The organism is Gammaproteobacteria bacterium (assembly GCA_019748175.1).
Taxonomy (GTDB): domain Bacteria; phylum Pseudomonadota; class Gammaproteobacteria; order JAIEPX01; family JAIEPX01; genus JAIEPX01.
Window position 1 is genome coordinate 144,592 of sequence record JAIEPX010000002.1, and the last position, 22,706, is coordinate 167,297.

Annotated in this window: 9 protein-coding genes; 5 read left to right on the top strand and 4 right to left on the bottom strand. The window is 35.0% G+C overall.

Features of this window, described 5'->3' with window-relative positions; all coding sequences use genetic code 11:
* Window positions 1-108: 108 nt before the first annotated feature.
* The 3 genes from K2X50_00940 to K2X50_00950 are packed head-to-tail and all read left to right on the top strand — an operon-like array spanning window position 109 to window position 10,902.
* Window positions 109-9,249, top strand: a complete 9,141-nt coding sequence (locus tag K2X50_00940) for a hypothetical protein (GenBank protein MBX9585798.1) — start codon at window positions 109-111, stop codon at window positions 9,247-9,249.
* Window positions 9,230-9,808 (top strand): tetratricopeptide repeat protein, encoded by a 579-nt coding sequence (locus K2X50_00945; protein ID MBX9585799.1) that lies wholly within the window; start codon window positions 9,230-9,232, stop codon window positions 9,806-9,808. Before K2X50_00940 ends, K2X50_00945 begins: the two co-directional genes overlap by 20 nt.
* Entirely contained in the window at window positions 9,805-10,902 is a 1,098-nt protein-coding gene (locus K2X50_00950) for a hypothetical protein (GenBank protein MBX9585800.1), read from the top strand. Before K2X50_00945 ends, K2X50_00950 begins: the two co-directional genes overlap by 4 nt.
* Before the next feature lie 84 nt (window positions 10,903-10,986).
* Here K2X50_00950 and K2X50_00955 read toward each other — a convergent pair whose 3' ends face one another.
* From K2X50_00955 to K2X50_00970, 4 genes are all read right to left on the bottom strand, one after another.
* Window positions 10,987-17,097, bottom strand: coding sequence for an AMP-binding protein (locus K2X50_00955; GenBank protein MBX9585801.1), 6,111 nt, complete (start codon window positions 17,095-17,097; stop codon window positions 10,987-10,989).
* A gap of 194 nt (window positions 17,098-17,291) precedes the next feature.
* Entirely contained in the window at window positions 17,292-18,614 is a 1,323-nt protein-coding gene (locus K2X50_00960) for a hypothetical protein (protein MBX9585802.1), read from the bottom strand.
* Window positions 18,615-18,720: 106 nt separating this feature from the next.
* A complete protein-coding gene (locus tag K2X50_00965; protein ID MBX9585803.1) occupies window positions 18,721-19,515 on the bottom strand; it encodes a LuxR C-terminal-related transcriptional regulator in 795 nt (264 codons plus the stop codon).
* Between the two features lie 106 nt (window positions 19,516-19,621).
* Window positions 19,622-20,887, bottom strand: coding sequence for a hypothetical protein (locus tag K2X50_00970; protein ID MBX9585804.1), 1,266 nt, complete (start codon window positions 20,885-20,887; stop codon window positions 19,622-19,624).
* Between the two features lie 388 nt (window positions 20,888-21,275).
* Here K2X50_00970 and K2X50_00975 point away from each other — a divergent pair, with 388 nt between their 5' ends.
* Both K2X50_00975 and K2X50_00980 read left to right on the top strand, forming a co-directional pair.
* Window positions 21,276-22,010, top strand: coding sequence for a hypothetical protein (locus tag K2X50_00975; GenBank protein MBX9585805.1), 735 nt, complete (start codon window positions 21,276-21,278; stop codon window positions 22,008-22,010).
* Window positions 22,007-22,705, top strand: a complete 699-nt coding sequence (locus tag K2X50_00980) for an iron-containing redox enzyme family protein (GenBank protein ID MBX9585806.1) — start codon at window positions 22,007-22,009, stop codon at window positions 22,703-22,705. Before K2X50_00975 ends, K2X50_00980 begins: the two co-directional genes overlap by 4 nt.
* Window position 22,706: the final 1 nt, after the last annotated feature.

The window sequence follows — 22,706 nt, forward strand, 5'->3', positions numbered from 1 at the left end:
TAAAAATCACAGCTATATTTCACCTATTTAATTTCCGTATATTGTGATTAGGAAATGTTCATTCGATGGATATTAGATTATATGGATTAACTTTAGGAGCTAGTTAAAATGCAAAAAATAGTTTTAAGCGTCGATTTCCCTAGAAACTTGATTTGCCCAATCTCGCATAATCTGATGCGAGAGCCTGTGTATATTTTATCAGATGAAGGTATAAAATATGAGTTTGATCGTGAAAATATCGATCGGTGGCTTGATAAACACGATACAAATCCTTTAACAGGAATGAAATTGAAAAATAAGACTATCTATCCTAATCCTGATAAAAAAGTTGAGGTCGTGAGATTCTTAGAATCATATTCGGTTATTAATGCACATGAGAATGAAAATGAATCAGATGGCGATTCAAAAATATCTTTAATTGATTTGTCTGATGCTAGTTTAACTATGAAGGAGATTGATATGAGTCAAGAATTAAAAGGTTCAGAGTATGTTGCTGATATGCCTGAATGTTCTGAAAAACTATTATTAGGTGTTGTGTCTAATTTAAAGTATTGTTTTCAGTCGGGTGAAATACCAAATTCTAAAGTGCATGAAACTATCGTCACCAAGTTATATGAGTTATGTGGACAACAATATTATAAAGTATTAGATGAAATGAAGGCGTCATTAGCAAGGTCTGATTGGAAATGTCTAAACGAGCAATCAGAATCACTTCTAAAAGAAATTAGACCTTTTGATATAAAAGAATTAGTCGCTTTAGTTGGTAAAGCAAAAGAAGCGGCGATATCAATTAAGGATCAAGATATTATTTTACTTCTTGGAAGGACTGGTTCGGGAAAATCAACTACTACGCATTTTTTGTGTGGATCAACCATGGAAAAGACTGTGGTCAAAGGTTTAGAGCATATACAAGCAAGTGGGGTAAAAACTGATATATTAAGAGAGGTCAAAACAAGTCCAGAAAAAAAATCTGAGACGCGCTATATTAAAGCCATTCCTGTTAGTTTTGAGTCGATAGGCTATGAACGTGATGGCGGTATTGTGATTTGTGATACTCCGGGTTTTGAAGATACACAAGGAGCTGAGGTTGATATTGCAAATGCTATCGGTGTTGTAGAGGCTGTACGAGGTGCAAAAACGGTACGTCCAGTTGTATTGATCAGTAACAAAAGTATCGGTGATCGTTGTGAATTACTAAAAGAATTGGCTCACCTACTGGTAAGAACCGTTGCCAATATTAAAGATCACCTCGATGCATTTACCTTTCTTTTTACGAAGTATAGTTCAGATGAGTTGTCTCAAGTTTATGCTGAGTTGAAGAATCTAAAATCGCATCTGAGTTCTGAAGATAAGTCCGATAAATCGCTAATGGCGTTGTTTGAGTCGATGCTTTTTTCCACTGAAGATGGTGCATTGGGATTAGATCCAATAAACGACAAGCCAAAAATATTTCATAGAAAACTAATGGGTAAGACAGCAATTAGACATCCAGAAGAGGTGTTTCAGTTTTCAATCACAGATAAATCAAAAGGTATATTAAAAGACCAGGTTATGAAGCATCAGCTATCAATATATCAAGCAGCTAAACAAGGCAATTACGGTGTCGTTCAATATAAGCTAGATGAGCTTAAAACTTTGATGTCGATTCTTAATCAGGATTTTATTAAACAGATTTATGATGAATGTAAGCGACATTTAATAGCCCATTTACGTGAAAAGTATCAGGCGGCTCTACAGAATTTTGATAAAACCTTAGACGATAATAACAATTTAACAGAAGCTGATATAATTCAATATAAGGCAAGCATCTCCAATATCAAAAATGCTGAATTAATACGAGAAAAACACCTCACGAATGATGCGATTCAATCAGCTGCTTTATTGCAAAATCTGACCATAAAAGTCAAGGAGCTCTCAAATAATGTAGGGGTTTATTCACTAGACAATGTTGGTTTTAGGCAAAGATTGGACAAAATTAAACTTCTTTGTCAGCATTTTCCAAGTTTTAACGAATTCTATTCTAAACACCTTGATGAGCTATCGAAGAAGCTTGAAGAAATATCAACTATAATGAGTCTCAACATTGAAGAGTGTAACTGGACGGAATTAACTAAATCTTTATCACTGATAAAAAAAATAGGTAAGGAATTATCAGGGCACGTTGAGAGTTCTAAGATCAATAGCATTTATAAGTCTTTTTGTGAGAAAGCTTTATTGAGAATAAAATCTATATCTGAAAATGCTCGATCTCTACTCAATAAAGATAGACGATTAACTAAATCCGATATCAAAGTTCTTATTCGATCAATTTCCCAGCTTAATGAGTCTAAATCAACTGTTGGATTTGATAGCCACATAGAACCTAAGGAGCTTGAGAAATCAGTAATGTCTCTGTTTGCTGATTTAATGGGATTTTTTACAAATTTAAAAGAGAAGATACAAAATACATTTACAAGGTTACGAGGAGATGCTTTTGAAGAATTAGAGGTGTTGATGGAGGAAATGAATTCTATACATGAAATGCAGGGTATGCAGTCTATGACCTCAGAGATTTTTTATCAAACTATTGAGACATTGGCTGGCTATATTAAAGAAATGCGTCGTGAATCTGAGCATCAATTGAAGCTGTTTCTGGATAGTAATGGGCAGGATTGTAAGAAATTCTCAAGGAGCCTGGTAACGCTTAAAAAGGCTGGGTGGCTCGAAAGGTATAAGCCTGGCATCACAGATGAAACAATGCTAGAGATTCGGGAAGAAATCCTTTCCCGAGCAGAGGTAGCTAAACATCGTGCTCAGTCATTGAATCTACGTTTAGAAGATTATAGCAATATCAAAGAGCTGGGTGAAATCATTTCAAATTTCCAAACAATGATTCCTTTGGAAGCTGGGTTGCCTGCGTTGACTGCAGTTCGGGAAAGCCTCATGGAAGGTCTTCTCCTTCGTTTTAAAGACAATTTTAAATTAATCAGTCTTATGTATGGCCTTGACACTATTTCTCTCACGAATCTCGAAAGCATCAGAAGAGATTATGTGATTATGCTAGAAGAAGGTGATTCGGCTCTATTAATGAAGTTAGCGGGTAAGTTGCAATCTAACGGCTTCAAGAATTTAGATGATCTTAATCGTCAGATTGAAGAAATTAAAGGTGAAAAGGAGGGGTTGTTAAAGAAAATTGAGTCTCATGAAAAGGATAAAGCATTAGAACTGGATAGATATACAGACTTGAAAAGAATAAAAGTCGGCTATGATAAAATCATTGGTGTAGAGAATAAAAAATCACGTACGGATAGTTTAGAATATCTAAAGCAAAGAGGTTATAAATCCTACGATGACTTTTCGGATGACCTAGAAGATTCAGAGCGAGCGCTTAACAATAGAGAGTCATTTTTGAGAAAATGTTGTGAAGAGAAATCAAAAATCCTCGGAGACCTAGAAAGATACACTGCCCTTAGAAACGAGATAGAATCAATTAAATTGGATGAAATTTCGAAAAATAGAAAAAAAAGTCAAGAATGGATAGCTCAGAGAGGATGCTTGAATATCGAGAGTCTTGATGAGAATATCTCTAGAATGAAAGAAAAGGTATGTAGAATCGATGATAGCAGAAGCAAGCCGTTAACAACATTAGCGGAATTAGATGTCGAGAAAGCTGAAATTGTGTGTTGTTATTTGAAGGCATGTAATCAATTCGGAATTATGAGGGATGAATTGCATGTTGTAGAAAATCAATTCTATACCACAATCAGAAGTTATGTAGAGTATTTTAATAGTATCTTGACTGAGGATTTAAGGAAAGCAATATCACCTAGCGCTGATTCCTCTGATAAAATTATAACTCAAAATGCACAAAATTTATTGTCTAAGTTAAGACATTTAACTCATATCATGAACAAACAACCTAATATATTCATGATGTTTCCAGAAAGGATATTAGATAGTTACAAGGAACTACTTGAACAGAATCGCAATGAGTTATCAGAAGAAATGATGAAGTTGCAAACCGCTAAAAATAATCAACGATTAAAGTCTAAGCTGTCTCTTGCTAGGGCTCTTAGTCGATTTGACTATATGATTGAAGGTGAGAAATACAATGATCTATATATAAAATACAGAGACCTTTTTTATGCAGAAGCTAAAATTACACCAGACATTTTGACAGCCATCAAAGATTTGAATTTTATTACTATAGCGTCACATATGAGTCGTTTCACCGAATTAGAAGATCCAGCAACGCTTAGTGCTGCCGAGCAACTTCGAGATACACTTTCAAGAGCACTGGTTGACCTGGTCTCGGAAACACGTACAAAAGTTATTATGCTAGGCAGTTCCGTAGATTCGCAAACCGTCAGTGATATTCAATCAATTGTCGTAAATCTTAACAAGATAAAAGATGCGCAACAACTCTTGCTTAAATACTTAGAAGAGAATGTTAGAGTGGAATTAGTTGATTGCACATTGTTTGTTAAAAACACTATCTCTGACCGTATTATTCGCTTCTTAGATTCAATTGCGGCTTCTATTGATTCAAATAATTTTAATGAATCTAATGTAAGAATGGACATTGTGTCGACTATTCGTAATTTACTTGGTACATATTGTACCCAAGATATTGTTGTTAAATTAGATGAACTAACTAAGCGTATTGAACGTGTACTTGACGAGGTCGTTCTAAAGTATATCGACAATGAATTGAAGGACTATCCTGCTTATCCACCTAAAGAAATATTTGAAAAGTTTCAAGAAGTAGCTACTAAAGACCGTAAATATACCCATGCTCTTGCTAAAATTAAGTCAGGTATATTAGAGCGCTGCAGGAAAGTATTAGAGGCCGCAAGAGAATGTGCATTACCTGCAGAGCGAAACCCTCATATCCGTCAGGTAACTGTCGCACTAAAATTCTTACCAGATGATCTAAGAAAAGCATTAGAGGTAGAGCTTGATGCAGCTAAGGAAGAGATAAAAGGTTTGGTTGATGAGCATGAAAGCCGAGTTAAAGATCTCATTGAAACTGGTAATGTAGAGGGTTTGCAGGATTACCTGGGGTCTAGTGAAAGTCATGCAGAATCTAAAAAACATCTGAGAGAGCATGTGCTAAAGGCAATTAAAGACTCGAAAGTTCGGATCGACTCGTGTTTAGATCAAGATGATATTGTGGGCATGATTCCAGATCTGAAGAAGGTTTATGACTATCGAGTGCGCCTGGGAGATAGTATTCCGTTATTAAATAATTACTATGCCCAAATTAAAGCAAGACTCGGCAGCTCGATGGAGCAGTTTCTAAGAGTCATCAATGATAATTTATCCGAAACAGATGACGACAGTATTAATGCCTCTCTAAATATCAAGATTATGGAAAAAGCCTTGGAAAACTTGACCATAATCATAGGGTTCAAAGATGAGTTGCGACGAATTTCTCTAGGTTCTAATGCAGTGAATAATCAGCCTGTTACATTCAGGGGGCAAAGTGTAATTCCTTTAAATATAGATTTTGACGAGGAGTGCTTGGACATTTATCCTGACAATTTTATGTCAAACATAGAAAAATTGAATAAAAAAATGATTAAATACTTCGAGTCTTATAACAAGGATTATATTAAAGCAGTTGAATTTATGCAGTGCGATCTTTTGATTAAAATTATGGCGAGGGCTGAAGCATGGGATCCGCTATTGAAAAAGATCAAGCGTTATATCTCTACTGTAGGTGTTAAATATAGTCCTCATTACCAAAACAGCGATGATCAAAAAAATTCAAGTGCTACTACTTTTTCAAGTTTAGATTCAATACTATCTAAGATTAAATATTCAGACATAGTTTCCTGTGTAATTTTTGAAATAAACAAATACGCCGATTATTTTGCTAAGCTTCGGATATTTAATGACTTAACGTTGTGTTCCGAAATATCTAGGAAGCAATTTTATGAAGAGTTAAATCGTAACATTAATGTGCTTTTATCTGTATCATTATTGAAGCAGCATTTAAATATAAAGTCGATCGATCTCGATAAAATATCCTCAGAAGCGTTTTCTGGTCTAAAGATCAAGTTTGAGGCACTATTTGCTGAATCTATGAAGATAATATCTAAATCAACTCTGAATAAAACAGATTATAATGCTTTCGATCGTTACTACGCTGCTCTAACCATGATGAGCAAAGAAGTGCCTTCCCTTGTTAAAACGGGTGTTCGTGTTAGCGAATTTTTACAGAAGCTGGATGTTGTTATCGGTGATAAGCTAAGTACTCTTGAAAGCAAGGTTAGTTCAGCATCTGAGCTAGTAGATATAGCTGATGGAATAATTGCAATTAAACAAATATCCGAATGTATTACAAGGTTCAAGGAAAGAATTGATTTAAGAATAGATGTTTTGCTACATGATTTTAAACGGCAAAAGGGGGGTGCTCAGGCCTTGGCAAAACTTGCCACCATGCTCAATACCGAGCAATCGGGCATCGGCCAAATTATTTTAGAAGAACATAAGTGTTTTGTCGGCTATCAGCATCATGTCTGGTCTGTAAGAACTCAGACACATGGTATTGAGTATATTCTTGATCACATCGATGGAGATGATTTAGATAGGCAAAAACTGCGTTCAAGATATAATGAATTTGATGGAAGATACAAACAGTTAGTCACAAAAAACCTTTCAAAACATATAGATTTTGCCTCGATTGTCTCATCACTGAAAGTTAATTTACTGAAAGTTCGTTCCAATGATGTTGAAATTCGTTGGACTGGTGCCATTCGAGATCTAATTCCAGAAATACTCGCTCATGTATTCGCTATATGGACTCTAAAAAACGCATCGCATTATTTTGATGCCGAGGGAGCAGATGAGCGTGAGAGCTACTTATTAAGACCTCATGCTGCACAAATTATTTCGATATTACGAATGTTGGGTATTGATGATGGTACAGCCTCTTTAAAAAATAATTTAGTTCAAATAGGTACCGGAGAGGGAAAATCGGTAACACTAGCGGCTACGGCCTCCGTCTTAGCTTTGCTCGGTTTTGATGTAAGTTGCGCGTGCTATAGTGATTATTTAAGTGTCAGGGACTATAACTCTTTCAAAGATTTATTTGATACTCTGGGTGTTTTGGAAAATATTCATTATGGTACCTTTAATAAGTTGTGTGAAGCTGTGATTAATGAAAACGGTAATGTTCGAGAGATTGTTAAGTCGTTGGTTTCAAATGAGCTAAACCCAGTAAACTCAGCCAAGATTCTTTCAAATCGCCCAAAAATATTATTAATTGATGAGGTCGATGTTTTCTTTAGCAAAGAATTTTACGGAAAAACGTATACGCCATCAGCGACATTATCAGATCCCACGATTGCAGGTCTAACGGATTTGATTTGGAAGGAGCGAGATTCTATTACCATTAGGAAATTAAAGGCAACGTCACAGTTTAAAGCCTGTTGTGATAAATATAAAAATTGGGAGTTTTTAATTGAGGAAGCCTGTAAAGATATGCTCAATGATGTCAAATCATTCATTTCTCATGATTACCTGGTAATTGGCGACAAGATTGGGTACAAAGTTCAGGATACGATTGTTTTCAATATGCTCGAGGGATATAAAACACTATTTGCCTATTATTATGAAAAAGATAAGGGGACTATTAGTGAACAAAGCTTAAATGAAAATATCTGCATATCTATAAATTGTGGTAATTTTTCTTACGCAGAAATTCCGCACCTATTTCGCCAAATCATGGGAGTGACAGGGACTCTTAAAACGTTGAGTAAACCTGAACAGGCTATTGTACGAAATATTTATGGAATCTGTAAAAACACATACGCCCCCTCAGTTTATGGGGCTAATAACTTAATTTTTCGCGAAGATGCCGATATTAAAATTGAAAATAGGTCAGATTTTTTCAACGTAATCAAGCGTGAAATAGATGACAGAATTAAGGGTTCTACAACAGGTACAAAAAGGGCAGTTTTAGTCTTCTTCGATTCTAAAGAAAAATTGTTGAGTTTTTATAACTCGCCATCGCTAGCAAGTTCAAAGGATGGGTATAATGTCATCACTGAAGAGCTTGAAACTCCAGATAAAATAAAGCGAATTAAGCAAGCTACAACATCAGGCCAAGTAACATTGTTAACTAAATCTTTTGGCAGAGGTACAGACTTTGTTTGTCGAGACCAATCAGTGTCATCAAATGGTGGTACGCACGTAATTCAAACATTCTTGTCAGCAGAAATATCTGAGGAAACTCAAATAAAAGGTCGAACGGCTAGACAGGGTGATCATGGTTCATACAGTATGGTGTTGCTAGAGGACTCTTTGAGCTCTTTCTTGGTAGATAATGACGTCATCGTAAAAATGAAAGCTTCAGGGGTTTATTATTCAGTCTTAAACAAGAAAAGAACCGAATATTTTGAAATGCAATATGGCGAAGATACTAAGTTTGTCGATGAAGCTAAAAAAGAACATGAGATAGCATTGAAATTTCTCGAAAGGCTACAAAACAAAGACATGAAGTTTTTGGCTCAATATTTAGGTGAAGCTAATAAGGGGTCGGATAACAATAAACGTTCAAGGACAGTTTGTCTTATGGATGCTACTGGCTCAATGAGTCACCTTCTACAAAAAGCCAAAAACACAGTTGGGATTATGTTTGAACGAGCTGCTGAGATATTAAAAGACAATGGTTTTGCTCCTGATGCCTTTGAATTGCAGTTCTCAGTTTATCGGAATTACAGTTCTGGCAATGATTTATTGTTACAGACTTCTACCTGGGAAACAAAACCAAGTAATCTACGTGCATTCATGGATAGGATTCAGCCTGAGGGCGGGCAAGGTAATGAAGCTATTGAAATCGGGCTATGGCATGCCAGTGAAGAGGCAAGAAATGGTGAAATCACTCAGGTAATACTCATTGGTGATGCTAATCCTAACACAGCACAGGATGTAACAATTAAGCGCGGCGGTAAAGGTGAGGCATATTGGAGGCAGACTAAATTTGCCGCGCCTACTTTCTATATGAATGAGTTGCAAGTGCTGAAAGCGAATGAAATTCCAGTCCACTCATTCTATGTCGCCCGGTCTGCGGAGTCTTCATTCCGTCAAATTGCTCAGGAGACGGGCGGTCGAAGCGAGTTTTTAGATGTAAATTCACCTGATGGTGCAGCTATGCTAACGAATTTGGTTACTGAGGAAATTCTTCGAAGTGTAGGTGGGGATAATCGTGGAGATGACTTAGTGCAAGCTTATAGAGCGAAATTTGCACGGTCATATAAATAAAATGTTTTTATCTAAAACTCATTTTAAGAGGGCCAATCAACTCTTTATACAGAGTGATTATTTAGGGGCAATAGAGGAATATAATAAAGCTATTGCCCTAAATCCTCGATACATTATTGCGAACATCAATAAAGGCAATGCTTGTTATAAACTTACTGATTATAATGGGGCTATAGAATGCTACTCAAAAGCAATATCTATAGCTCCGAATAATACACAGCCTTATTATAATCGAGCAATTGTTTATGGATTGGTTCATCAATATTATGAATCTTTAGAGGACTATAATAAGGTCATTCTATTGGATTCTAATTATGCAGATGCGTATGTGAATCGAGGACGCCTCAAGTTAAAAATGTGCGCTTACGAAGAGGCATTAAATGATTTCTATAGAGCTACGCGTATATCGTCTAACTTTTACGAAGCCTATTTTAATTGTGGTGTGGCGTACGAAAAGCTTGGTTTTACTGTAATGGCTCAAGAATATTTTAAGAAAGCACAGTATCATAAGAATATTGATGCAATAATTATAAAAAATAAATCTAGCTTTTTTAGATGAAAATACGAATTAATGAATTGTCCAGAAATTTTGAGGATATAATAAATCCTATAACGCCAGAGCATTATATTGCGAGATTTAATTCAGTGGTGCATCATAAAGAAAAAGATAAGTTACACGATGAAATCTTTGAATTCTACTTGTTCGCACAGGACTTCATATATAATATTGGAATGAATTATCAATTTAATCAATATCTAATAACGCTCAATATAATAAAAAAATATTCAATACTTGACCATTATCTTTCAGATCGATTATTCGGTAGGCTATATCGTTTCAGTTATGAGAGATTTTACTTATTGACGGAGGAGGTTGTTAAACTGGCGCTGGAAGATATTGTCAGCATAAAATACTTACAAGGCGTTAATGATGAGCATGTTGAAACACGCTATAATTTTGTAAAATCTATAATAATGAGAAAGTTTTATAGTGATGTACAAGTAATAGAAGTGGATCTGACATTACTCGATTATAAAAATGCCAATAAAATGATTTGTAGAATTTTGAAGAATCTGAAAAAATTAGATTTTGAATTGGATTCATGCAAGAAAATAATTGAGATAAATATTAATGATAGCTTTAGTTATTTCGAATTTTTGAAAAAAGCACTTTTAACAATAAATAAATTTATTATAGAAAAAACAGAATTTGCTATAAATCTTTTTGAGATTAATAATATTACATTGTCAAAACAGTATTTTGAAGATTGTATTATACTAAGAGAATTGATTCTAGCTATAAATCCTGTATGGTATGATTCAGAAGTGGGGCGGCTTATGCTAAGGCTTCAAGCAAAATTTGATTTAGGTCAACCAGAAGTAATGGCGCCGAGAAAGTCTTATAGAGTAAGATTTTTTGAGAAAAAAGAATTTCCAGCTAATAATATTGAGTCAATTATCAGCAGTTTAATTCGTATGCCTACCATGAATGATATAGAGAATTTATCAAATTTAGAGCGTCTTTATGGTATTAACAATGAGGATATAATTAAATGCCTTGCGGATCGTCATGAGGAGCAGAAAGCTTTTTTACTTGAAAACCTGATATTTGTAAAAAATAGACCTTTACTTAAGACTTTGATTTTAAACTAAAGAGTGGATTGATTTCAACTGTGCTAGCCGTGTTACCGGCTATGCTCGAAACAGAGAATATCATGCGCCTGAATCTTTACGGGTTCAATATTTGTATTCTTGATGTGGATTCATCGTTTCATGACTACTTGTTTCATTTTTTAAGCTATTCACTCTGTGGTTTTTATTTCTAAAGAATGCGTATCTACTTTTTTCTGATTTCTGTTCAATTAGATTTTGGTTTATTCTACTCAATTTTAAGGCAGATTCAAAGTTGGTGTTTTTCAGGCAAAGAGATGTGCTTGTTGTAGCGGATGACTCATTTAATTCCCAGTTATTTTTCTTGCATTGCCATTTTTCGAATTGCTTAAGATGGTTTTTTAAAACTATAGCACTGTCATCGGCTTCAAAATATGCAAAAATTGGTCTGATCAAAGTTGGAATGTCCTGTAAATGATTGAAAGTATTAAATTCCCATAATATAACTGTATCATAAGATATAGTACCAATAATGGTTTCATCCTTACTCATGAAAGGATAGCCACCCTCTAGTGAGACAAGTTCTTTCGGTTCAGTTAGTTCACATATTTTTGTCATACTGTCATAGCTATCAGTAAATATTAAATAGTGCTCATTTTTTGAAAAAAAGAGACTTGATTCGACATAACTGCAGAATTGGTCTGCTTGAGTAAAGATACACTCAAATTTATTATCTTTGAAATTCCAAATGTAAATTGACATGCCCGCCGAATAAAACTCTGCTAAAATAGCGCATTTTTCCTCAGATTTACTTATTTTTATCGATTGAATTCTGAAATCCTTCGTCATAGGTATAGAACAGTCAATATTGTCACCTGGCATAGGTTCTGAGGTGTAGGATTCTATAATACTTTGTATTTTGGCTTGTGATTTTTCAAATTCGGTGAGGTATTCTATTTTTTTTAGAACTTTTTTTGATTTATAGTCATAAAGATATGCGGAACTTTCATCAAAAATAATCGAGTGATTTTCGATAGCCTCTGAATCACTATATTTGATATTCTTTTCTTCTAAAAAAGATGGCAGTTTTTCTTTGTCATTTTTTCTGTCTTTGATAGTACTATGATCAAAATTACTATTCAAAACACTTGGGTATATTTCAGATTGACTTGGTTCGATTATGGTAATTTTTGCAGTAGATAAATTGCTAAGTCGTGCGCGGCACCCATGTCCTGCAGTCGCTAGTAATTTTCCGTTGTGGTTTAGTGCTACAGACTTTATTTCTGTTCCGATTTTGATGTATTGCTGTATTGTAAATGTTGTTTGTGAATCCGATTTAGTTAGTTTTTTGGACTTTTTAAGTATTCTAACCTCGCCGTACCTTTCATTAACAACTTGTGCAATAATTTTACCATTACCAGAACATGCAGAAATAAATCTTGAAAATGATAATGGTGCACTATTTATCCTCTCATTACTAGTAACTCGGGCTGGGCAATCATAAGTCCTGACGTCTAATTTGTAGATATTATTATCTTTTCCTTCAATCAATAGTGAATATTCATTGTCAGAAAACTTTAGTGCTGCGATGTTTTCTGGAATCTCAATATAAGGAACCTCGCCAAAGTCTATTTTTTTTAGTGACGCATTTTCGAAGGTGGATTTATAAAGGTAGCTTTCTTTAAAGCTAACATTACGTAATATTGATCCTTTGAAAGATACTTTAAACAAGATTCCATTATCCAATATGGCATCTGAAATGTTGATTTTTTCAAAGCAATTTTTGATGAATTTAACCTGAGCTGAGTTAAGTAACGTGATTGCAATTCCACCAATTTTTCTAAGTTTCTTATTCCCTCGGGTGCTATCTATAATATTAAATAAACATTTATTTAGGCGATCTTCTTGCTTGAAAACGTCTAGCCAAAAGCGAACTAAGGATCTGTTTTTTAATAGTATCGCAGGATATAATCCATGTGAATTAAACCATTTTTTCAGATGCTTAGGATTTTCTTGAGATAAAATTTGATCTGCTATCGCCTCAATTACAAAAAATTCCTGGATAGAGCTGTGCACGAATCGGTAAGTGTTATTTTCTTTGATAAGTAATAACGATTTAATTTCCCTGATTTTCTCGGTATTGAGTTCATTTTCTCCATTAAACGTATTTAGAAGGTGATCCCATTGATCTGATTCTTTCGGTTTATAGTCATGTACTGTTTTGCCTTCTTTAAACATTAGCAGTGCAATTTTTCGCGCTTTATCTCGTAATCTCTCCTCATATGGTGGTTGAGTTACAACGCAACCTTCTTTAGTGTATGTTAGTTTGTTTTTCTGATGCTTCAAGTAGGAGTCTATGAGCTCCATGTAGATTTTATATCGTGATATAGAACCTTCTTTTGATAATAAAATCAAAGGATTCTTTCTAAATATTTTTGCGATAAATTCTAGAATTAGTGGGTTTTTGCAGAGCTCATAGAGTTCTGGGTATCTGCGAATGGTTTCATAGTAATGACTCGCGATGATTTCTGATTTTGTTTTTATTTTTAGTAAATTATTCATTTGATGGTCAGAAAATGGCTGCAATTCAATCTCTTCGAATATTTTTTGGGTATCTTCATTTAAATCTTTATATCTCATAGTCGATGTTTCAGTGCGTAGGGTGAATATACTTTTTAGGAAATTACTTTTATTTAATTGTTCAATAATGGCGTAATAATTGACTTCTTTTTTGCTTTTTATTTCGTCAAGTCCTTCTAATATCAGCACGGAAATTTCACATAAAGACTTTTTGTTAAATTCCTCTACCTTATCACTTATTTTTTGTGATAAGGAATCACTGCTAATGTCTTGATTCAATTTAATGATAGCAACAGGAACGCCTAATTCAACTAAGGTGTCATATATTCTTTCAGATGAATATGTTTTACCCATTCCCGAGTCACCCAGAATTGATAGCGCTTTCTTTTCTGAGTCATGTAAAAATATTGAAGTGACTTCCGATAGTTTTTTTAGGCTCTGTGCTTCATTATATTCATCGATACTTGTAATTTTAATATTTGGTAATATGAAGTCATTTTTCTCTGATAACATTTTTTCAAATAAATGCAGTTTATTTGTAGCGTAGTCGAAGATAATTTGTGATCTGATTTTTTTTGCTAATAGAGGATTTTTCATGATTGAAAAATGGTCTCCATCAATGATATTATCTTCAAGTTTATCCATATCACGAATGCATTTTTTAGGCCAATAATGGGTTTTGGCTTGATCTTGATCTAATATTCCATTTAGCAGATAGTTTTTAGCCTTAAAAAGCCTGAATGATGGTAAGTGTTCTCGAATGATGTAGTTGTGTTCGGCAATACGAATGATTTTTGCGGTTTTAAGAATATTTTTGTGGATTTCATTGGCTCGTTGAATTAAATAATCAAAACAGTTAATGATGCGATCTCGCGGTTTTTGTACTTTAATCAGTTCTGTAGATAATGCTAGAGCGTCTATTTTTAATCCAACTGCACTGCTTAATTTTTGTGCCAGTAAGATTAATTCTCGCGTATGTTCTTCCTCTGTAAAATGATGGAACGGGAATGGGGCAATACTATCACACACATAAGCATAAGCTGGGATATTATATTTAGCCAGGGCATTCACAATTTCCGGACTTAGGGTGCCACCTGAAGACCAACCCAGAACAAAAATCGGAATATCTTTTTTGTTGTGTTTTTCAATCCAGTATTTGATTGTTAATGCATAGTCTTGAGCCATGCTGTACAGCGTTGTTGGCATCAGAGAAGGATCAGTGAGTCCTCGGGCTTTTAGTCCGTAAATCTGAAAGCGCTCGTCGAAATACGATTTTTTGAAGTCCTGATCACACTGTGAGAAGAACTCAGAATAATCTTGTTCAGGGTCGCCCAAAATCGAAGGGGGGCAAAAAATAATATAGGGTGCGTCCGAGTTTTGTTTTTTCTTGAGATCCGTCAGTTCGATAGGATGTAGTAAGCTGTAGAGGCGTTTTGTCTGGCTTAAAAGCGTTTTGCATTCTAAAGCGAGAGCGTTATTAATCTCTTCTTTTATTTCAGGGAAAGCTAAACGTATCACCTGAATAAGTGGGCTGATATCGATGGATCGACCGCCAATGAGAAAAAAATCATCTTCTAACGATAGTTCAGTTTTGCACAGAACTTCTTTCCAGCAATTCTGTAGTTTTAATAGGATAACATTTTCATCAGAGCTGATTTTGCAATCTACAGAAGATGCATCATGAGTTTTTTGGGTATGAGTCTCAAAATACGATTTATTCAGTTCAACGAGATTAATTTTAGTTTGCGTAGTTGGAAAGTCTTTTTTCCAGATGATATGCAGCGGTGATTGTTTATCAATGTTCTTTTCAGTATTGATAATAAAATCTCGAATCACAGCATCATCCAATTTTTGATGTTCTTTTTCTACTAAAAAAACCAGCAAAGTGGTGAGGTTTTTATCTTCCAGAGAATTACCCACGGCAGTGACAGCCACATGCATTTTTTCCAATTGAAAATGCTCACAGAGATTGGCTTCGATGCTGGGGAGTTCAATGCGTTTTCCGCTGATTTTGACCATACGAGAATAGCGGCCTTGGTGTTCTAATCGGCCATCGGCTCGAAGAATAGCCCTATCACCGGATTTGTAATAGCGCTCATCATCAATTTTCTCAAAGCGCCACGCATTGTTTTGCATGGCGTCGCCTCGGTAGCGGCGCGTCAGTGAGATACCGCCGAACCAAGGTTCGCCCGCTTGGTCAACGACTGACAGAGGAGATTTTGGGTTTTGATAGGTGGTTTCAGTTCCGTAATCTTTTTCAATCTCAGGATTATTAACGTCAATATTCGTTGGGACTTTAATCAGGATTTTAGTACCTACAATTGCTTTGCCTATACTCAGCGGTTTTCCGACTTCATCCATGTCCAGATTTTCAAGCGTGGCACAAATCGTAGTTTCAGTGAGTCCATAGCCATTCACAATTTGCAGTTGATCCGTTTTCCATTTTTTTACGAGCTCCCAATCGAAAGATTCCCCGACAATGAAAAGAGCTTTCCATAAAGGGAAATTTTCAGGTCCACCTAATTTATTGAGAAAAGCCGGTGTGAAAATGACGACATTAATTTTATGGTCTCGGTAATATTGTGCACAGCGTTTTTCATCAAGTCGAATTTCACTTGGAACAATCGCTAAAGTTCCACCGATACCTAGAATAAGAGTTTCAGCAACCCAGGCATCGAAATCACAGGTGGCGTATTGAGCCATGATCGAATCGCGTGTGAGATCCACGCATTCTCGATGAGCTTCTAAACAGGGCATAAACCCCCGATGAGCAATTTCAACACCTTTGGGTTTACCCGAAGAGCCGGAGGTATACAGAATGTAAGCGAGATCCTCTGGATCGATTTTGATAGTGGTATTTTCCGTAGGAAACAACTTGATGGCTTCTTCGCAATCATCCAGGCAGAGACAGAAAAAGCCATGTTTATCAGGTTTAGGTAATAAATATTGGTGATCAGAATGCGTTAAAATAAAAGCCGGTTTTCCATCCGCTAAGGTCTGAGCAAATTTATCAAAATAATCGTCGATGGCATCCGGTGAATTACCGATCGCCGTAGGATCAATGGCAATGAAAGCACCCCCTGCTTTCCAAATAGCCAAAATGGCGATAATCCATTGAGGTTCCCGGGGTAGAAATGTGCCTACGATAAATTCTTGCCCAGGATCTAGCCCCCGCACTTTTTTTTGTTCGAGTAATAAATAAGCCATTTGATTAGCTCGAGCATTGAGTTGAGCGTAAGTGAGCATTTGATCTTTGAAAAGAAGGGCGGGTTGATTGGGATAATATTTAGCATAAGCTTCAAAGCGATGTAAGAAAACAAAGTGATTTAAGTCGTGAATTTTCGTAAGATCTTTATTCTGAGAAAGTTGGGCGAGAGAGGCTTTTATGTATTTATCAACGGCAATACGTCGTTTTGGCGGTATTAGAGAGCCATTTTTCCACTGTTCAAGATCCGCTATCTTGATGCGGTCATTCAAAATAATGGACCTATAGGGCTCTTCTTTGACAAGCTCGTGTTGCTTAGAAAGATTATCACAGAGAAGATTGGAGATAGATTCGTATAAACCGGTTTTTAAGTTGCCTGCACGATATTCGAGCATCAGGGTCATCGGGAATAGATCACTATCTGCAAGTTCTTCAATCAATGTCTTACGCATGGTTGCTCTCCACTAATTTATTAATCATTTACGCTGGTTAGTTGATTAGTTCAATAGTCGCAGTCAAGATTACTAATACAGTATCATATCTAATGAAATTGTAGCAATTAATCATCTATGACTGCGTATTAGACAAAGGATAGTGTAATAAATTCTATCCTGGTTCAGTAATATTACCGAAAATCATCACATCTTCAATAAAATTTTGAGCTTTGGTTTTGTTCTCTATCCTCATGAGTATCTTGCTTTTTTTCATCTTTTTCTATCTCAGAATACACTGCAGTTTGAGCTGAAGATTGAGGTAGCTTATCCTTCAAAAGTTTTTCGACCAATTCGGGAATATGAGAGATAACACTTTTTATGGCATCTATTTCATTGCGGCTCACCAGAGATGAATTGATTTTATGTTCCAGGCTTCCAGTAGAGGACAGTATTTTTTTGCATTTCTTTTTCAGTTGATATAAATCAGGGAGCAATACTTTTTCGATAGGATAAGGCATTATCAAATCGATTTCTCTATTTTTAAATTTTAAGATAATTTCTGAAGTTATTGAAGATATTGTATCCATTGATTGATCTGTTAGAAGTTCGTTAAATAGATTTATCTGAATTGTTTCTTTAAATAGGCCTCTAAGATAATTCGTTAGATGATGATCGAGTTGGTTATTTTTGAAATCATCGATCATTCCTGTGATTGTTAGATCAGTTATTTGACGATGACTGCATATAGGCAAGTTGATTTTTTCTAGAATAGAAATTAAAGCGTCTTCAATTTCCTCTGAGATTACAATAGAGACTAGATTGGACTTCCAATCTTTTATTAATCCTGTAAATGATAAAATATTTATTTTTTCTCGTATAAAATCCGTTGGGAATCTCAGGAAGCGTTCATGTAATTCACTTTCGAGAGCCTCACAAAAATTCGATTCAAATTTGGATTTTTTGTAAAATTTGACTGCTTGATGAAAAAACTTTAATTTGTACGTTGCTTTTAATAGGCCGTGAATTGAACTATTGGTGTCATTGTTAATTATTTCATTCAATTTTCTATTAATATGTAGATTAAGTCGACTATTTTCCTTCGAAGGTAACTTATTATATAGCCATTTTTCTGATTTTAGTTTTACCCATTGATTGATATACTCAGTTATGGTTGAAAGAGATTGATAGCTTTCATTTCTGTTTACCATCCAAAACTGGGCCAATCTTCTTGAGGCTTCATAATCGAGTCGTTGTTTAAGACCAGTATTCGCGAGCGTATTTGACCCCCAAGCTGATATTAAAATCTTTATGCCCTGATGAAGTAAGATTGTAGTTTGTCTGTCTTTCAATCGCTCTGGATCGAATAATTCATCATAATCTGTAATGGCTCTGTTTGAGCGAAGTCTTAATAGTGAGGCGGAATTGAGTTTATCCAGAACTGTTAAAACAGTTAGGCCGGAATAGTCATCCCCTTTGGATATAGATGCTTCAATAGATGGTATGTTTCCTTCCTCTATTAGCTTGTAAAATTTCATTGGTTCCTCACACAGTAAATATTAATCAAAGGTACTGTTAGTACACATAAGAGCTACATGATCGAATATAGTGGAGGATTGACAGGGAGGGAACGGTAAAATTACGTTATTTATCGATAACCATTGTATTGATTGGGATCAACTGCGTCAAAAGCTCAAGTTTGGTTTTAACACAAGCTTTTTGTTTTATATTTTCGATGTGAGTTTCCACGGTGCGTGGTGATATAAAAAGAATTTTACCTGTTTCTTTGGCTGAATGACCAAGACGTAGATGATATAAACAATCAGCTTCTCTTTTGGAAAGTGGTACGGTTATATTGTTTACTCGAATGCAATTGACGTTTTTAATAGCTGGTTGAACTTGATTGTGGTCTATGTCGATGGAAATAGATTGAAGTTTTGCCTCATTGTGTAAGATATCATTGAGTGATACTCCGCCTGGCAATAAGGTTGGTGAATTTTTATTACTGGACTGGACTAAGGTATACCATTGTTCCGGGCTAATTTTTTCTCCAACACCTGCAATTGCTATGGCTTCCCCTAATTTATTGCAGATTAAAATACTCCAGTCTCTGAGGTAATGTACATTACCGTCAGGCGATCCAATCCTGAAAAACATATGATTGTTACCATCATTGATGGTTAAATTGTTCAATCTGCTGGAAATTGTTTGATTAATAGTTGAAGAGTCTATTGGTAGTAAATAATTATTCCAAGATTCTGGGTGTTCATAGAGTTTGGATGCTGGATCACCGAAAATGGTTTCGAAATTTGGACTAATGTAGAGCTGTCTTTTATAGTCGAGGCTCCTCATCCAGCAGATAGTATTTGACTGATTTGCTAATTGAGCAAACATTCTATTGAATGATTCTAGTTCAGCCGCAATAAGTTTTTTTGGCATGGCAAGCCTCAAGGGTAAGTGCCAAATGTACCAAAATAATGACACAAATGCAATTTACCCAAGGGCTGGCCAATATATGCGGGCCAACAAATATATTTGCTAACTTTTATCCTTTTAATGTTTGTTTCACTGCTGAAAGCGAGGGGAATTCAGTCGTATCAGTCAAGGATTTCGAGAACAAACCACACGATTTATAGTTTGTTGAGAAAGCTTTTCGAGTGACATTACTGACTTTCGTAACAACTGGGGCTGCTAGTTTGAAGGCCCTTGTTGAGTACAATAAATCAGCAATATTAAATCGTGCTTTTTCTCGAGCCAGCTCCATGGGCTGTAACTTGGCTCCACTTCTGGCACAACGCTTATAAAGAAGTTCTTTGAAATTGTATTGATAGAGTAATTTTATAGCGGCCTCACTCATAGCAATAGGTTGTGTAGAGCTTGCGATCAAATGTAAAGCGTTATAGCCTTTATCAGAGGTCGTCCAATCTTTGTTGACTTTATTTTCTGAGAAAAGGCTTTGAAGTGTTTCTAGGTCACAATGTGTTACAGCGAAAAAAAATCTCTCTTTGACAACTTCACGTAACTGGATAATTGATTTTACTTCATTGATATGTGGGTTTTTTGATGCCTCATTAGTAAATTGATTAATAAGGCCTTGCATTTTTACAGCAGTGGCAAATTTTTTAGTATACTTTCCTGATCTATCATGTATGAAAAAATTATTGCCTAGATCTATTTTGTGTAGCCCTCTGTTATTCTCTATCCCTTTGAATAATAGCTCAACCAATGGGTAATTAACATATGACTCTTGTAGGCCTAGTATCTTAATAGAGCTATTGACGGTGAGCATGTGTGATAGATGTTCGTAAACTGATGTAAAGTCCTCTCCATTCCTATAATCATGAGTGTTTTTCAAAAAAACCTTGTCTACAATATCATTTTTAGTAAGTGCATCTAATAGCGCGTGGTGTCCTTCAATACCAAAACGATTATTTTCAAGGTGCAATGTTGTAATATTTTCAGGATTTTTACTGATATATTCAGCAATAATATTGATGGAATCACTATTTAAACCAGCATTCTGAAAGTGTATTTTTGTGAAGAAAGGAAAGATATTGCTGAGATATTTTATATCGATTGTAGATAGTTTTGTGTCGTAAAATTGAAACATAATTTTCTGAAGATTCCTACAGCGAAAATCTAATCGATTGCAGAATGATGCAATAGAATCAGATGAAAAAATAACATTGGTGAAAGTTATTTTTTTTAATTGATCATTGAAGTTTAGTTTATCCGCAATTAGCTCAGCTATTTGTGCATTAAACGTTTCATCTTCGATGACAATTTCGTCTTTAAAGATATGAATAGACATGTTAATCTCCTTTCAAGTTAATTAAAAAAACCTGAGAAGAGATTAAAATTTTGAGTATTCTTATGGATCAGCAGAAGTACTCGATAATATACTTAAAAATAAGCTAATATTTGGTGATTATAGGTATCGGATATTCAAATAATTCAGGCCAAAGTTAATAAAAGCCCTATTTAAAATAGTCTTAAATAAAGTTCATGAAAATAGCAAATTATTATTCTATTATTTCACCGTAATATTACGGAATCGCTGAAAATCGTTATGTTTAGTGCTAATCGAGCAAAAATATCACGTTAAATATCTTGAATTAACTTCCCGTAATCTTACTGATGATCTACTAATTGAAGTGATACTAGAATTAAAACAGTAGTAATTTTAATTGGGGGAAATAATGGAAAAATTAAACATAACGTTGCCGAAATTATTGTCGGAACTGGTCAACGATATCAAAAAATGCTTTGACAATTCAACGGTTTCTCAAAAAACGATGGAAGATATATCAGGCATTTTGTATCGATTTGGTCAAGAAAAATTTATTGCTTGTTTAAAAGAGATAAATTGTGATAAAGGTTATTTGGAAAAAATAGCATGTAACTCGTATCTGCATGAAAATGGGTTCTACAAGATTAATCTATATACCTCTAATGATTTTACAATTCGATTTCATATTTGGGAGCATAGTGTTGAAATAAAAGAAACGCTTCATGACCATCGATGGTTTTTTGCCTCAACGGTCCTTAATGGTAGCTTGAAAAGTGAAATTTGGCAATATTCTCCTTCTGCTCAAGCTTCAGAATATGATGAATACCTATATATAGATAAAAATACCAATCCGATTCGCATAGGTTCGTCTCGAGTAGAATATGTAAAGACTGTAGTAAGAAATGCAGGTGAAAAATATACGCTTTCTCCTGATGTTTTGCACAGAATAATTTCCTCAGGTAGTGAAATGACAGCTACATTATTTTGTAGATCAACCGTCATCAAGAGCACTGCAAGGAATATTATCGTTAATGATAAAGTTCCTAATGTAATCCCGCAATATTTTACATTAGAAAAGCTTTCTTCAATCATCGACGAATATGTAATTGAATCTCAAAACAACCTTCATAGGAGAATAGTATGAATTTTGATGAATATTTCACTAAGATGGCTTTGGAGTGTGAAGAGTCTTTGCTATCTGCACCGTTACTCAATAGTATAGATACGCTGACTACCAACCAATTGCATTATTTATTCTCGCAGTTATATTATTTCATTGAGCAATTTCCAGGGTATCTTGGTGCCTTGCTGTTAAAATCAACAGATAAGTCTATACTTTTCGTCGTATCGCAAAATCTAGTCGATGAGTGCGGAGGCATCGATAAGCTTGATGCAAATATTTATACTTCCTCACACAGTGCGCTATTGAAAGATTTTATTACAAAGTCGATCGGAAAGCCGCTAGCTGAGATGGATATTTATACGAGAATATTAATAGAATCTTTTCGTAAATTATTCACAAATTCTACATTAATCGAGTCCTTATCGGCGATGACGATTATGGAGTCAATTTCGAATAAATGGTTCAGTCTCGTTTATGATCGTCTGTTAAAAAGAAACGAGTTTTCGGAATTAGAGCTATATTTCTTTAAAATACACATCTCACTTGATGAGGTTCATGGTAATGCTTTGAAAAATGTTTTGCAGTCTCTGATTACTGATTATAATTCTTCCATTTTATTCAGGCATGGCGCGTTATCAGCAATGTCATACTGGGATAACTTTTATACGGGACTCTATGGCTATCTAGGTGGCTTATCTTTGGATAAGGTGAAGTAAC